Genomic DNA, 13,094 nt, shown 5'->3' with positions numbered 1-13,094 from the left:
ACATGGCGGAGCACACGCCGCGTCGCAACGAATCGCGGCTACGCCCCGCGCCCCTGCTCTTCGAGCCCGCGCAGGCGGCCGAGGACCCGGAGCACTTCTTCGACCTCGAGTCGATGGACGACCCCCGCGCGCTGCTGGCCCGCGCGACGGAGCTGACCCACGCGTTCCGCGCCGCGACCGACCGCGCGGTGGAGTTCCAGGCGATCGCCGCGGCCCAACTCGCCGACCCCCGCCGCTTCGACCGGCTGACACCGGAAGACATCGCCGAGCGCGCCGAGTGGACCGAGGACTACGCCAAGAAGATGGTCGAGTTCGGCCGTGACCTGTTGCGCGGCACGGAGGGCAGGGACAGCGGGGGTGCCGACCCGGTGTGACCTCGGGGCCGGGGATCGGGGCTCGCAGGCCGAGGGCTCGAAGCTAGAGAGCTCGGAGGACGGGGGACTCGGGGCTAGAAATCTCGGAGGCCGGGAGCTCGGGGCCGGAGAGCCGAAGGGTCAGGGGCTCAGGGCCGGAAGCTCGAGGCTAGAGGGCCCGGGACCGGGGTCCACAAATCCGCCTACGCCCCCGACTCCTGCGGCGCCGACCATTCCCGCAGCGCCTCACAACTCCCACCCCGCTCACAATCCCCGCAGCACCTGACAACCCCCGCCGCACCCCACACCCCCGCAACTCCCCCAAACCCCACCCGCCCCCAGAAAGAACTTCTGGCATATGCCGGTCGGGCAAGATACTCCCTCCCGCCCCCTCCTGTCCCGATTTCTGGCAACCCTCGGAGAGCGGGTGCTCACAGCCGGTAGATCTAGGGGACATGAGCCGCACACAGGATGAGCCCTTCGCCGACCGCTTCGACATCTCGGGTGTCACCTCGGACGGTGCCGCCTGGCTCGCCTCGGCAGGAACGTATCCGCGCAGCACTCTCGCCCTCTGGCGGGAGCGGCCGGACGCCCCGGTCGTTCTGCCCTGCGGGTCCGCCTTCGACGTGGTGAGCGCCCCGGTGGTCTTCGGGCGCCGTATGGTCGACCGCTTGTGGGACGAGGGGCCGGGGTCCGGACCGGTCGCGACGCACCGGGGGCGGATGCTCCTGTTCGCCAGCCCGGGTACGGCTCAGCGGCTGCCGTCACTGATGGGGTGGGAGGAGTGGGGCGCGCACCCCGGGGAACGCAGCCGTACGGGGGCCGTCCCGCCGTTGCTGTGCCACGGCAGGGGCGACGCGGTGACCGTCCCGGCGCTGGTCGGCGGGGCCGCGCCGGCCCCGTTCGACTCGCGCTGGCTGGTCGCCCCGGACACCCGTCGGCCCTGGCTTCCCGGGGCCGAGATCCTGCTCTGGGCGGCCGTGCGGGCGGCCCGCGCGACCGTGCGGATATCGATTTTTCCTCCCCCGGATCAGGATGCTAAGGTCTACGACGTCAGCAGGCGCCGCTAGCTCAGTTGGTTAGAGCAGCTGACTCTTAATCAGCGGGTCCGGGGTTCGAGTCCCTGGCGGCGCACCTGTGAAGGGCCCCTCGTGAGAACGAGGGGCCCTTTGACGTGCCCGGTGTCCGGGAGGGATCAGCCTCCCGCCTCGGTCGGCTCCCCCGGCGTGATGGTCACCGTCCACGCCCCCGAAGCCGTCCGCCCCTCCACCTCCACCTTCGCGTTGTCGCCCGGCACGGTGAAGCTCTCACCGAGGGAGACCGGCGCGTCGGCGAGCGGCGGGTAGACCGAGGTCTCCCAGCAGGCCTCGGTGTGCGGGTGGGCGTCGACGACCTCGATCGGGCCGTTCCCGGAGGCCGCGCCGTCGCGTACCCGGTACACGAGGATGCCCTGTTTGCAGGCCGTGCTGTCGTTGCCGACGGGGCTGCGCGCCTCGAAGGCCAGCGCGCTGTCGGTCCCGGTGCGCACGACCGCCAGCTTGGCGCCGAGGCCGAGGCCGAACGCCGGTGATCCCGCGGTGCTGCCGGCCGCGGACGTGCCGGGCCCCGCGGCCACGGGTTCCAGGGTCAGCCGTTTCGGCGCGGTGCCCCGTACGCACACCACCTGGCGCGGATCCAGCCAGCCCAGCTTCCACTTGTGCCAGGCGAACAGGTCGGGCGACAGGCCGAATTGACTGCCCATCAGATCCCAGTCGCCGACGTACGTGTCCCAGTCGCCCTTGCCGTCCACCGGCCGGTGATAGAGGTCGGGGAGGTCGAAGACGTGGCCCGTCTCGTGGGCGAGGACCAGCCGGTCCGGCGGGTGCTTCTCGAAGACCGTGACGACCCGGCGGACGTCCGTGCCGTCGGCCCGCAGCGGGGCGTCCAGGTTGACGACCTTCGTCGCGTCCGAGTCCACGCCGGGCGCGTCCGGATCGGCCACGAAGTAGACGATGTCGTAGCGCGAGAAGTCGACCTCGGGATCGGAGGCGGCGAGCGCGTCGCGGAGGTACGCGGCGCGGTTCACCGGGTTCCAGTCGCGCTGTATGGCGTACGACGTCGACGCGTGCGGCATGCGGATCCAGTTCCGCAGCGGGTGCGGGCGGAGCGTGAACCTGCCGTAGGAGGCACGTTCGTAGAAGCGGGTGGTGGCCGGGAAGTGGTCGGCGGCGAGTTCGGCGGGGGTGGTCCGCGGGGTCGCGTCGGGGAAGGAGAGGAAGATCATCACCGCGTCGAGCCGGCGGGTGGGGCGCGGGTAGGCGGTGTTCCAGGTGTCGAGGCCCTCGGAGTGGTGGGCGTCGGTGCGCTTGAGGGCACAGGGTGTGGTCGAGAACGGCTCGGCGACCGACTGGCTGGACATGATCGAGGTCGCGGCGAGTGCGGACATCGTGGTGAACACGGCGGCGGTGCCGCGCAGTCCGGGTCGGGTACGCCACTGGGCGAGCCCCTTGAGCGCCGTACGGGAGAGCCCCTTCAGGGGGAGCTGACACGGCACGTTGGACCTCCGGGAGCGGGTTCACGGGACACCGACACCCAGCCTGTGATGGTTTGTTGGGGTACGCCCTGTTTATCTGCACCAGATGAGTGAGGGGGCAGCCGGGACACGCCCGGGCCCACATCCGGAAACACTCACGGAACGTCACATGTGGTCGGCCATTTGAAGAACCCGTCCAGGTGCGGGCGGAAACGATCTGACGGAACCGGCCGTTGTTCCGGGACACTGGACAGTGGCTGGAAGGGCCGGGGGCCAACCTCTATGATCGGCACACTTTCCTGCACGGACACGGCACGGCGGCCCCCCACCCGGTCGGCCATCCCGACGAGACCCATCCGAAGATCGAGTGCACTGCGGGAGCGAGCGGTGAGCGGAACGTCCGAAGGGCCGGCGCCCGCGGCAGACCTCATCCGGCCAGCCGTAACAGAGAGTAATGGCGAGGCATCGCCTCGTACCGATGTCCCCGATTCCACCGGGTTCCCGGATCCTCACGAGTCCCATCAGTCCCCCGGGTCCCTCGAGTCCTTCGAAGGCGGCCGTCTCGGGTCGGCCTTCTCCGCGGCCCCGCTCGCGATGGCCGTCGTGGACCGCGACGGTCTGGTCGTCAGCGCGAACGACTCGTTCGGCGCGCTGCTCGGCAAGGCGGGGACCGCGCTGACCGGGCGGGTCGCGGCCGAGCTGATGGACCTGAAGTCGGACGCCCGTACCTGGCACGCCTATCGCGAGGTGCTGCGCGGCCGGCAGGCCAAGCTGAGCTGCACCCGCCGGGTCAAGCACCCCGACGGGCATGTGCTGTGGGTGCAGGTGACCGTGGCGCCGCTGCCGGCCGAGGAGCACGGTGTGCTGCTGTCCCTCACCGACATCAGCGCCCGCCGTGAACTCCAGGCGCGGCTACGGCACTTGGAGATGCACGACCCGGTGACCCGGCTGCCCAACCGCACCCTGTTCTTCGAGCGGCTCTCCGCCGCGCTGGAGGCGGAGTCGTACGAGCAGGGCGGCACCGGGCGGATCGGGCTGTGCTATCTGGATCTGGACGGCTTCAAGGCGGTCAACGACACGCTCGGCCATCGCGTCGGCGACCGGCTGCTGGCCGCCGTGGCCGAGCGGTTGACGCGGTGCGCGGACGAAGCCGGTTACGCGCGGGCGAGTTCGCCGCTGGTGGCGCGGCTCGGCGGGGACGAGTTCGCGCTGCTCGTCGAGGACTCGACCGGGACCGACCAACTGGCCGAGCTCGCCGAGTCGGTGCTGAAGGCCCTGCAGGCGCCGTTCGACCTGTCCGGGCAGCGGCTGTCGCTGTCGGCGTCGATCGGTGTGGTCGAGCGGCACGCGTCCGGTACGACGGCCACCGGGCTGATGCAGGCCGCCGACACGACGCTGTACTGGGCGAAGGCGGACGGCAAGTCCCGCTGGACGCTGTTCGATCCGGAGCGCAACGCGCACCGCATGACCCGCCAGGCGCTGGCCTCAACGCTCCGTCCGGCCATCGAGCGGGGTGAATTCACCCTGGAGTACCAGCCGTTGGTGGGCATGGAGAACGGACGGCTGCGCGGGGTCGAGGCGTTGGTGCGCTGGAACCACCCGCAGTTCGGCATGCTGACGCCGAATCGGTTCATCGGACTGGCCGAGGAGGACGGCTCGATCGTGCAGCTCGGCCACTGGGTCCTGGTCACCGCCTGCCGCCAGGCCCGCCGTTGGCAGCTGGACCACCCGGACGAGCCGCCGATCTTCGTGAGCGTCAACGTGGCCGTACGGCAGGTGTGGGACTCGGACCTGGTCGCGGACGTCGCGGAGACGCTGGCCGAGACCGGACTGGACCCGCGGCTGCTGCAGTTGGAGCTGACCGAGTCCGCGGTGATGGGGTCGGCGGGGCGGCCGTTGCAGACGCTCCAGGCGCTGAGCGACATGGGTGTGCACATCGCCATCGACGACTTCGGCACGGGTTACTCGAACCTGGCGTACCTGAGCCGACTGCCGGTCTCCGTGCTGAAGTTGGACGGTTCGTTCGTGCGCGGCTTCCAGTACGAGGGCGAGGGTGTGGCGCCGAACCCGGCGGACGAGGTCATCGTCGAGGCGATGATCCAACTCGCCCACCGGCTGGGCCTGTCGGTGACCGCCGAGTGCGTGGAGACCTCGGCACAGGCCACCCGGCTGCGCCGCATCGGCTGCGACACCGGACAGGGGTGGCTGTACTCCCGTCCGGTGGCGCCGGATCGTATCTCCGAGCTGCTGGGGACGACGGCCTGTCAGCAGACCTGATGAGCCATCAACTCTGGGGGCCCGTCAACCCGTAGACGTCCGCGATCAGTTCGTACGAGCGCAGGCGCAGGTCGCCGTTGTGGGCGTGGGACGTGAGCATCAACTCGTCGGCGCCCGTGCGCTTCTGGAGGTCGTCGAGTCCGGCGCGGACCTCGTCGGCGGTGCCGTGGATGACGTTGGCGTTCCAGGAGGTGATGAACTCCCGCTCCATGGGGCTGAATTCGTACGCCTCGGCCTCTTCCGGGGTGGGCACGAGTCCGGGGCGGCCGGTGCGCAGCCGGACCATGTTGAGGGCGGCGGCCAGCACCTGGCGGCGGGCCTCCTTCTCGTCGTCGGTGGCGAGGGCGGAGACGCCGATCAGGGCGTACGGCGCGTCGAGCACCGCGCTCGGGCGGAAGGACTCCCGGTAGAGGTCCAGCGCCGGGATCGTGTTCTGCGCGGAGAAATGGTGCGCGAAGGCGAACGGCAGGCCGAGCATGCCGGCCAGGCGGGCGCTGAAGCCGGAGGAGCCGAGCAGCCAGACCGGCGGGCGGTGCGGGGACTGCACGCCGCCGGGCGAGGTCGACTGGATCGGGCCGGGGACCGCGTGGATGCGGGCGTAGGGGTGGCCGGAGGGGAAGTCGTCGTCCAAGAAGCGGGTGAGTTCGGCGAGTTGCTCGGGGAAGTCGTCGGCGCCCTCGTTCAGGCGGTCGGTGCGGCGCAGGGCGGCGGCGGTGGCGCCGTCGGTGCCGGGGGCACGGCCGAGGCCGAGGTCGACGCGGTTCGGGGCGAGCGCCTCGAGGGTGCCGAACTGCTCCGCGATGACGAGCGGGGCGTGGTTCGGGAGCATGACGCCGCCCGAGCCGAGGCGGATGCGCTCGGTGTGCGCGGCGAGGTGGGCCAGGATCACGGCGGGCGAGGAGGAGGCGACGCCCGGCATCGAGTGGTGCTCGGCTACCCAGTAACGGTGGAAGCCGCGCGACTCGGCGAGCTTGGCGATCTTCACGCTGGTGCGCAGCGCCTCCGTGGCGGTGCGGCCGGCGCCCACGGTCACCAGGTCCAGTACGGAGAGGGGGACGGGGGCGGTGCCCTGCGCCGTACCCCGGATCTCGTCACCCCTGATCTCGTCGGTCGCGCCCCGGACCTCGTCGTCTGCCGCCACGGTGGGTGCCTCCTGTTGTGAGCTGTGCGGTGTCCTTTCCGGCCTAACAGGAGGCTGTCTCCGCTTTATTCCCGGGTACGGGTGTCAGAAGGCGGCGCCCGGGCAGCACGAGGGCTCCGGCCGCGAGGGCGAGCAGGACCACCGGGAGCGCCATGGCCAGGTGGATACCGGCCAGCGGGGTCGCACCGGCCGCCATCAGGGCCGCCGCGGCCGCCGCCCCCAGGACCGAACCCAGTTGCCGGACCGTGTTGTTGACGCCCGAGGCCGCTCCCGCGAGCCGCGGCGGGACGTTGCGCATGGCCTCGGTGGAGAGCGGGGCGATCATGCAGCCGGTGCCGAGGCCCATGAACATCAGGGGCAGGGTGAGGGTCAGGGCGTGGGCGCCGGGGGTCGACAGCAGGAGGGCCGCGGTGAGGCCCGCGGCGAAGGAGAGGAGCCCGGCGAGGAGGACGCGACGGCCGCCGATCCGGTCGCTCAGGCGGCCCGCGTACGGCGAGACGAGCAGGGAGACGAGCGGGGACGGCGCCAGGGCGAGTCCGGCGTGGCTCGCGCTGAGGCCGAGCTGCTGCTGGAGGAAGAGACCGAGCGGAAGGACCGCGCCGATCAGGGCGGCGCCGATCGCGCCCATCAAGGCGGTCATCACGGTGAAGCCGCGGTCGGCGAACAGCGCGAAGGGGATGAGGGGTTCGGCGTCCTGGCGGCGGGCCTGCCGGCGGAGGAACAGGGTGCCGAGGGCCAGGGAGCAGGCGGCCAGGGTCCAGATCCCGGGGTTCCAGGAGTAGCGGTCACCTTCCATCAGGGCGAAGGTGAGGCCGGTCAGGGCGGCGCCGGAGAGCAGGACGCCGGGGACGTCGAGGCGGTGGGCGCGGCCGGTGCGCAGGTCGGGTACCCAGCGGAAGGTCAGCGCCAGGACCAGCAGGCCGACGGGGACGTTGACGAAGAACACCCAGCGCCAGCCGACCGTACTGACGACGAGCCCGCCGAGGGTGGGGCCGGAGAGGGTGGCCACACCGGCGACCGAGCCCCAGATCCCGAGTGCGGTACCGCGCCGGGCGGCGGGGAAGGTGGCGACGATCAGCGCCATGGTCTGCGGGGTGAGCAGGGCCGCGCCGAGCCCTTGCACAACCCTGGCCGCGATGAGCGTCGTAGGCCCGGTGGCCAGGCCGCAGGCCGCGCTGGCCAGGGTGAACAGGGCGGTTCCGATGGCGAACAGGGTGCGCTGCCCCTTCATGTCGCCGAGCCGGGCGGAGGTCACCAGGAGGGCGGCGAGGACGAGGGTGTACCCGCTGACCATCCACATCACCTGGTCGAGGCCGGCGTGCAGGGAGCGCATCACGTCGGGGATCGCGATGTTGACGATCGTCATGTCGAGGAGGGTCATGAAGAACCCGAGGGAGAGCGTGGCCAGGACGGCCCAGGGGTTTCCGCGCAGCTTCGGCGTGCCCGCCTTCGTCATGCCTGTCATCCGTGTCATGACGAGAAACATATCCATCAGATCTAGATGCATCAAGATGAGATGCATCTCTTTCTGATATACCTGGCGTCATGAACGTCGACGACCTGTTCCTGCTGGGCGTCCGCCTTCAGAAGATCGCGGAGTCCGCCATCCCCGCCGAGGGCATCGGCGACCACCCCACCAGCACCCGTACGGTCCTGATCGTCGCCGCCGACATCCGGGACCACCCCGGCACCACGGTCACCGAGGTCACCCGGCGCACCGGACTGGTGCAGAGCCAGGTCTCCAACTGCGTCTCCCGGCTGCGCTCCGCCGACGCGCTCGTCACCGAGCCCGATCCGACGGACGGCCGCCGCACCCTGCTCCGCGGCAGCCCCGAGCCGTCGGCGCGGATGAGGGCGGTCCGCGAGGCCCCGATCGCCCCGGCGCTCGCGGCCGCCACCACCGACCCGGCCGAGGCCCTGGCTCTGCTGGAACGGCTCGACGCGCTCCTGAAGCCGGCCGACTGACGCGCCGGGCGCCGTGCGGAAAACGGCGAACCGAAAGCGGGCCGCCCTGCCCGGTCAGCGAGGGCAAGGTCGGGTCAGGGCAACAGCCCGCCCCGGCACGTCCGCGCCCACAGGCGCACCCGGCGCGGCGGACCGCCGACTTCTCTTGTCGCCCGCATCAAACCCGGCGGCCCCGGCGCGACGTCGCGCCCGACCCACCGGGCCCATCGCGCCCCTCCGCGGTTCGGCCGACCCGCACGGCCGAGCCCGACTCCCTTACAGGTCACGCCTGCACGAGCGGCTCCTTGGTGAACAGGGCGCCCAGATCAGGTGCGTTGACCTTGCGGTCCGCCAGGCGCAGGGCCTCCCAGACCGTGACCTGGTTGGCCGTGAGGACCGGCTTGCCGAGTTCCTTCTCCAGGTCGGGGATGTGGGCGGCTGTGTGCAGGGCCGTGTCCGGGAGGAGGACGGCCTCGGCGTCCGGGCCGTCCACCGCCCGGGCCAGGGCGAGCACCTCGTCGTAGCCCCAGGTGCCGACCTCGGCGGCGGTGATGATGCCGGAGGCGCGCACCGTGACCGGTTCCACTCCCCCGGCGAGCAGGAAGGCCGCGAACAGGGCCGCCACGTCGTCCGGATACGTCGCCCCTACGGCCACCCGCCGCACCCCCAGCTCCTGCGCCGCGTGCACGAAGGCGAAGGACGTCGACGACGCCGGCAGGCCCGCCGCCCGGGCCAGGGCGCGGACCTGACCCTGGGCGCCCTCCCAGCCGTAGACGAAACTGCCGCTGGTGCAGGCCCAGACGACGGCCTCGGCGCCGGACATGCGGAGTTGTTCGACGCCTGCCGTGAGCCGCTCGGGGGAGCCCATCTCCAGGAGCGCGTCCACGCGGTGTGCGTCCTCGCCGATGTCCGTGTGGACCACGTCGAGGCGGACGTCGCTGCCGAGGAGCTGTTCGAGGCGGGGGTAGTCGTCCTCGGCGGAGTGGCCCGGGTAGAGGAATCCGAGTGCGGTCATGACCAGCCTTCCTGGTGTTCTTCCGGCAGTACCGGCCCCTGGCGGCGGGCGGACTCGTCCAGCAGCGCCTGATAGGGGCCCACGGCACGCGTACCCAGTCGGCGCAGGGCTGCCCACATCGTGACCTGGTTGGCCGATATCACCGGTATGCGCAGTTCCGCCTCCAGCTGCGGGATCACGTCGTACGTCGGGAGGTTGGTGCAGCTGATGAAGAGCGCGTCGGCCGCGCCCTTGACGGCCTGGTGGGCCATGTCGACCACGTCGCGGTACGGCACCTTCCAGATGTGCCGGGTCAGGCCCATGAAGGCGCGGCCGGTGACCTCGACGCCGGCCTCGGCGAGGTACTCCTCCAGGGACTGGGTGACGGACACGGTGTAGGGGGTGACCAGGGCGATCCGGCGGGCGCCCAGTTCGGTGAGGGCGGCCAGGAGGGCGCCCGAGGTGGTCAGGGACGGGACCTCGCCGGCCCGGGTCATCGCCTCGCACATCGCGCGCTCCCCGGCGACCCCGCCGACGAAGCTGCCGGAGGTGCAGGCGTACGCGACGACCTCGGGGGCGACCGCGTTCAGCGTGCGGACCGCGTCGTGGAGCGTCTCGTGCTCGCTGACGAGCCGGGCCAGGTCGAGGCTGACCTCGACGGGCACGAACGGCGTCCGCGTGAGATGCAGCGAGATGTCGTCGGGGACCCAACGCCACAACTCGCGGTCCAGCGCGAAGTCGAAGGGGGCGACGACACCGACACCGCGCTGCGGGCGGGGTCCGCCCAGGAAGGAAACATGCATGGCTACACCGGCCTCACCAAGAGAAACGGGGTGACAACGGTCCGTGCGGGCGTCCGTGTTGACGAAGGTAGGTTCGAGTGCGAGCGTGGTCAATCCGTGCATGTCAGACGGCCGCGCTCGGTGCCTCCCGCCGTGCTTCACGCTGTACCTCCCGCGAGAAACGGCTTCGCATGACCGCAACTCCCCCTGCCCTGCCCACCCTTCTCGTCCTGGACGCCGAACCGCTGCCCCGGCTCGGCAAGCTGACCGGGCGGGTGCGTGTCGAGCACGCCAGTGAGGCGACACTCGCTGATCAACTTCCCTCCGCCGACGTGCTGTTGGTGTGGGACTTCGCCTCGCACGCGGTCCGCGCCGCCTGGCCCGGTGAGGGCCCGCGACCGCACTGGGTGCATACCGCCAGCGCCGGCGTGGACCACCTGATGTGTCCCGAACTCGCCGACTCCGACACGGTGGTGACGAACGCGCGGGGCGTCTTCGACCAGCCGATCGCCGAGTACGTCGCCGCCCTCGTCCTCGCGATGGCCAAGGATCTGCCCAGGACGCTGGACCTCCAGCGGGAGCGGACCTGGCGGCACCGCGAGGCGCAGCGGGTGGCCGGAACGCGTGCGTGCGTGGTCGGCTCCGGGCCGATCGGGCGGGCAATCGTCCGTACCCTCAAGGCACTTGGCGTGACGACCGCGCTCGTCGGCCGCACCCCGCGCACCGGTATCCACGGCCCCGGCGAGCTCGACCGGCTGATGGCCCGCGCCGACTGGGTGATCTCGGCGGCCCCGCTCACCGACGACACGCGGGGCATGTTCGACGCCCGCCGCTTCGGCTGCATGCAGCCCTCGGCGCGCTTCATCAACGTGGGGCGGGGTCAACTCGTCGTAGAGAACGCGCTCGCGGAAGCGCTGACGAAGCACTGGATCGCGGGCGCCGCCCTCGATGTCTTCGAGGCCGAACCCCTCACCCCGGACAGCCCGTTGTGGCAGGTACCGGGGCTGATCATCTCCCCGCACATGAGCGGCGACACGGTCGGCTGGCGGGACGAACTCGGCACGCAGTTCGTCGCGGCGTACGAGAGATGGGAGGCGGGAAAGCCGCTGCCGAACGTGGTCGACAAGAAGCGTGGGTACGTACCGGGGCACTGAACTCCCCACTCTGGAGGGCCGGATGACGACCGAACTCACCGAGCTGACCGCCGTGGAACTCCTCGACGGCTACCGCAGAAGGGAGTTCAGTCCCGTGGACGCGACCCGGGCGACCCTGGAACGGGCCGAGGAGATCCAGCCCGCCGTGAACGCGTTCGTACGGCTCGACGCGGAGGGCGCGTTGGCGTCGGCGGCCGAGTCCGCGGCACGCTGGCAGCGCGGGGAACCGTCCGGACTCCTCGACGGGGTACCGGTCACCGTGAAGGACATCCTGCTGCAGCGCGGCACGCCGACCCTGCGCGGCTCCAAGACCATTGCCGAGCAGGGCAGTTGGGACGAGGACGCGCCCTCCGTGGCCCGGCTCCGCGAGCAGGGCGCGGTGTTCATCGGCAAGACGACGACCCCGGAGTTCGGCTGGAAGGGCGTGACCGACTCCCCACTGTCCGGGATCACCCGCAATCCGCACGACCCCTCGCGCACGGCCGGTGGTTCAAGTGGCGGGAGCGCGGCGGCCGTTGCCCTCGGCGCGGGCCCGTTGTCGCTGGGCACGGACGGCGGCGGCAGTGTCCGTATCCCCGCGTCCTTCTGCGGGATCTTCGGCCTGAAGCCGACGTACGGCAGGGTGCCGCTGTACCCGGCGAGCGCGTTCGGCACGCTGTCGCACGTCGGCCCGATGACCCGGGACGCGGCGGACGCGGCGCTGCTGCTGGACGTGATCGGGGTACCGGACGCCCGCGACTGGTCGGGCCTCGACCGCGCGCAGGGCTCCTTCACGGAGGCGCTCGCGGACGGCATACAGGGCCTGCGGATCGCGTACTCCCCGTCCCTCGGCGGCCAGGTCGCGGTGCGTCCGGCGGTCGCGGCGGCGGTACGGCGGGGCGTGGAACGGCTGGCCGCGCTCGGCGCGTACGTCGAGGAGACCGACCCCGACTTCAGCGACCCGGTGGACGCCTTCCACACCCTGTGGTTCAGCGGCGCGGCCCGGGTGACGCAGAAACTCGCGCCGCAGCAAAGGGAGTTGCTCGACCCGGGGCTGCGGGAGATCTGTGCGACGGGAGCGGGTTTCTCGGCGCTGGACTATCTGGCGGCGGTGGACGCCCGTATGGAACTCGGCCGCAGGATGGGCCTGTTCCACGAGCGCTACGACCTCCTCGTCACGCCCACGCTCCCAATTACCGCGTTCGAAGCGGGAGTCGAGGTACCCAAGGGCTCCGGGTACCGCCGCTGGACGGGCTGGACCCCGTTCACGTACCCCTTCAATCTGACGCAGCAGCCCGCCGCCACCGTCCCCGTGGGGAACGACGGCGACGGGCTGCCGGTCGGGTTGCAGATCGTGGGGGCGCGGCACCGGGACGATCTGGTGCTGCGGGCGGCGCACGCGCTGTTCGCCGCCGGGATCTCCGGGGTCAGGCCCGCCGGAAGCTGAGGCTCTCCCCCGCCGCCCCTGACCGCCACAGGTCGTTGCAGGCCTCCGCCATCTCCTCCAGGCCCTCGACCACCTGGCCCCAGACGATGCCGGGCACCCAGCCCACATCGCCGTTGAGGAGGAGGTTGTTGCGTTCGTAGAACAGGGCCAGGTCGACGACCGTCGTGCCGGCGCGGACCTCGCGGTCGTAGCCGTAGGCCTTCGTGCCGAGTTCCGTGCCGGCGAAGGCGAAATAGCAGAGATCGCCCGGTATGGGGGTGACTGTGGGGTTCTCCAGCGGGGGTTCCGTTTCTGCGAATGGCGGGAAAAGGGCGTAGATCTCGTTGCGGGCGTACTTGGCGTGGTAGACGTCGCCGATTAGCGGGAGTGCGTCCCAGATGGCCGCGCAGGTCAGCGGGGCGCGTTCCACCAGCAGTTTTGCCCGGCAGTGGACGTTCCGCTTTGCGAGTGAGACCTCGATGAAGTGATCCGTCATGTCTTCCAGGGTGCATAACCCGGGGGCGGTCGGGTA

At 71.3% G+C, this 13,094-nt stretch carries 12 protein-coding genes and 1 tRNA gene; 7 read left to right on the top strand and 6 right to left on the bottom strand.

Annotation, left to right across the window (positions count from 1 at the left end; all coding sequences use genetic code 11):
* The first annotated feature begins 2 nt into the window (after positions 1 to 2).
* The 3 genes from OG504_RS33320 (at position 3) to OG504_RS33310 (ending at position 1,487) form a co-directional block, all read left to right on the top strand.
* Positions 3 to 374: a hypothetical protein gene (locus OG504_RS33320; RefSeq protein ID WP_405993106.1), complete on the top strand. Its 372-nt coding sequence runs from the start codon at positions 3 to 5 to the stop codon at positions 372 to 374.
* A gap of 434 nt (positions 375 to 808) precedes the next feature.
* Positions 809 to 1,423 (top strand): bifunctional DNA primase/polymerase, encoded by a 615-nt coding sequence (locus tag OG504_RS33315; RefSeq protein ID WP_405993105.1) that lies wholly within the window; start codon positions 809 to 811, stop codon positions 1,421 to 1,423.
* Positions 1,414 to 1,487 (top strand) — tRNA-Lys (locus OG504_RS33310). Before OG504_RS33315 ends, OG504_RS33310 begins: the two co-directional genes overlap by 10 nt.
* A 61-nt stretch (positions 1,488 to 1,548) precedes the next feature.
* Here the strand turns inward: OG504_RS33310 and OG504_RS33305 are convergent.
* The gene (locus OG504_RS33305; protein WP_405993104.1) at positions 1,549 to 2,886 is read right to left on the bottom strand and encodes a M6 family metalloprotease domain-containing protein; all 1,338 of its coding nucleotides are present in this window, start codon (positions 2,884 to 2,886) and stop codon (positions 1,549 to 1,551) included.
* A 366-nt stretch (positions 2,887 to 3,252) separates the two neighbouring features.
* On the opposite strand from OG504_RS33305, the gene OG504_RS33300 reads away from it, so the two are divergent.
* The gene (locus tag OG504_RS33300) at positions 3,253 to 5,142 is read left to right on the top strand and encodes a putative bifunctional diguanylate cyclase/phosphodiesterase (RefSeq protein ID WP_405993103.1); all 1,890 of its coding nucleotides are present in this window, start codon (positions 3,253 to 3,255) and stop codon (positions 5,140 to 5,142) included.
* Between the two features lie 7 nt (positions 5,143 to 5,149).
* On the opposite strand, the gene OG504_RS33295 is transcribed toward OG504_RS33300, so the two are convergent.
* Both OG504_RS33295 and OG504_RS33290 read right to left on the bottom strand, forming a co-directional pair.
* Positions 5,150 to 6,283, bottom strand: coding sequence for an LLM class flavin-dependent oxidoreductase (locus tag OG504_RS33295; protein ID WP_405993102.1), 1,134 nt, complete (start codon positions 6,281 to 6,283; stop codon positions 5,150 to 5,152).
* Positions 6,284 to 6,326: 43 nt separating this feature from the next.
* The gene (locus tag OG504_RS33290) at positions 6,327 to 7,757 is read right to left on the bottom strand and encodes a DHA2 family efflux MFS transporter permease subunit (protein ID WP_405993101.1); all 1,431 of its coding nucleotides are present in this window, start codon (positions 7,755 to 7,757) and stop codon (positions 6,327 to 6,329) included.
* Positions 7,758 to 7,828: 71 nt separating this feature from the next.
* On the opposite strand from OG504_RS33290, the gene OG504_RS33285 reads away from it, so the two are divergent.
* Positions 7,829 to 8,248, top strand: a complete 420-nt coding sequence (locus OG504_RS33285; RefSeq protein ID WP_405993100.1) for a MarR family transcriptional regulator — start codon at positions 7,829 to 7,831, stop codon at positions 8,246 to 8,248.
* Positions 8,249 to 8,510: 262 nt separating this feature from the next.
* Here OG504_RS33285 and OG504_RS33280 read toward each other — a convergent pair whose 3' ends face one another.
* A complete protein-coding gene (locus tag OG504_RS33280) occupies positions 8,511 to 9,242 on the bottom strand; it encodes a decarboxylase (protein ID WP_405993099.1) in 732 nt (243 codons plus the stop codon).
* Complete coding sequence (locus OG504_RS33275; protein ID WP_405993098.1) at positions 9,239 to 10,024, bottom strand: aspartate/glutamate racemase family protein; 786 nt, start codon at positions 10,022 to 10,024, stop codon at positions 9,239 to 9,241. The genes OG504_RS33280 and OG504_RS33275 overlap by 4 nt, the downstream gene beginning before the upstream one ends.
* Positions 10,025 to 10,194: 170 nt before the next feature.
* On the opposite strand from OG504_RS33275, the gene OG504_RS33270 reads away from it, so the two are divergent.
* On the top strand, positions 10,195 to 11,157 hold the full coding sequence (locus tag OG504_RS33270) for a D-2-hydroxyacid dehydrogenase (RefSeq protein ID WP_405993097.1): 963 nt from the start codon (positions 10,195 to 10,197) through the stop codon (positions 11,155 to 11,157).
* 22 nt (positions 11,158 to 11,179) lie between these two features.
* A complete protein-coding gene (locus tag OG504_RS33265) occupies positions 11,180 to 12,583 on the top strand; it encodes an amidase (protein WP_405993096.1) in 1,404 nt (467 codons plus the stop codon).
* On the opposite strand, the gene OG504_RS33260 is transcribed toward OG504_RS33265, so the two are convergent.
* The gene (locus tag OG504_RS33260; protein ID WP_019056630.1) at positions 12,564 to 13,058 is read right to left on the bottom strand and encodes a DUF3830 family protein; all 495 of its coding nucleotides are present in this window, start codon (positions 13,056 to 13,058) and stop codon (positions 12,564 to 12,566) included. The two genes, OG504_RS33265 and OG504_RS33260, sit on opposite strands and share 20 nt — an antisense overlap.
* Positions 13,059 to 13,094: the final 36 nt, after the last annotated feature.

It is taken from the genome of Streptomyces sp. NBC_00986, from assembly GCF_045162565.1.
Lineage (GTDB): Bacteria > Actinomycetota > Actinomycetes > Streptomycetales > Streptomycetaceae > Streptomyces.
Note: the sequence above shows the minus strand (reverse complement) of the source record. Positions and strands in the feature narration are given on the sequence as shown.

Bases quoted from the DNA above. Each gene is read 5' to 3' on its own strand.
- OG504_RS33270 (WP_405993097.1), top strand. From the start codon at position 10,195: ATGACCGCAACTCCCCCTGCCCTGCCCACCCTTCTCGTCCTGGACGCC.
- OG504_RS33285 (WP_405993100.1), top strand. From the start codon at position 7,829: ATGAACGTCGACGACCTGTTCCTGCTGGGCGTCCGCCTTCAGAAGATC.
- OG504_RS33315 (WP_405993105.1), top strand. From the start codon at position 809: ATGAGCCGCACACAGGATGAGCCCTTCGCCGACCGCTTCGACATCTCG.
- OG504_RS33265 (WP_405993096.1), top strand. From the start codon at position 11,180: ATGACGACCGAACTCACCGAGCTGACCGCCGTGGAACTCCTCGACGGC.
- OG504_RS33320 (WP_405993106.1), top strand. From the start codon at position 3: ATGGCGGAGCACACGCCGCGTCGCAACGAATCGCGGCTACGCCCCGCG.
- OG504_RS33275 (WP_405993098.1), bottom strand. From the start codon at position 10,024: ATGCATGTTTCCTTCCTGGGCGGACCCCGCCCGCAGCGCGGTGTCGGT.
- OG504_RS33280 (WP_405993099.1), bottom strand. From the start codon at position 9,242: ATGACCGCACTCGGATTCCTCTACCCGGGCCACTCCGCCGAGGACGAC.
- OG504_RS33260 (WP_019056630.1), bottom strand. From the start codon at position 13,058: ATGACGGATCACTTCATCGAGGTCTCACTCGCAAAGCGGAACGTCCAC.
- OG504_RS33290 (WP_405993101.1), bottom strand. From the start codon at position 7,757: ATGACACGGATGACAGGCATGACGAAGGCGGGCACGCCGAAGCTGCGC.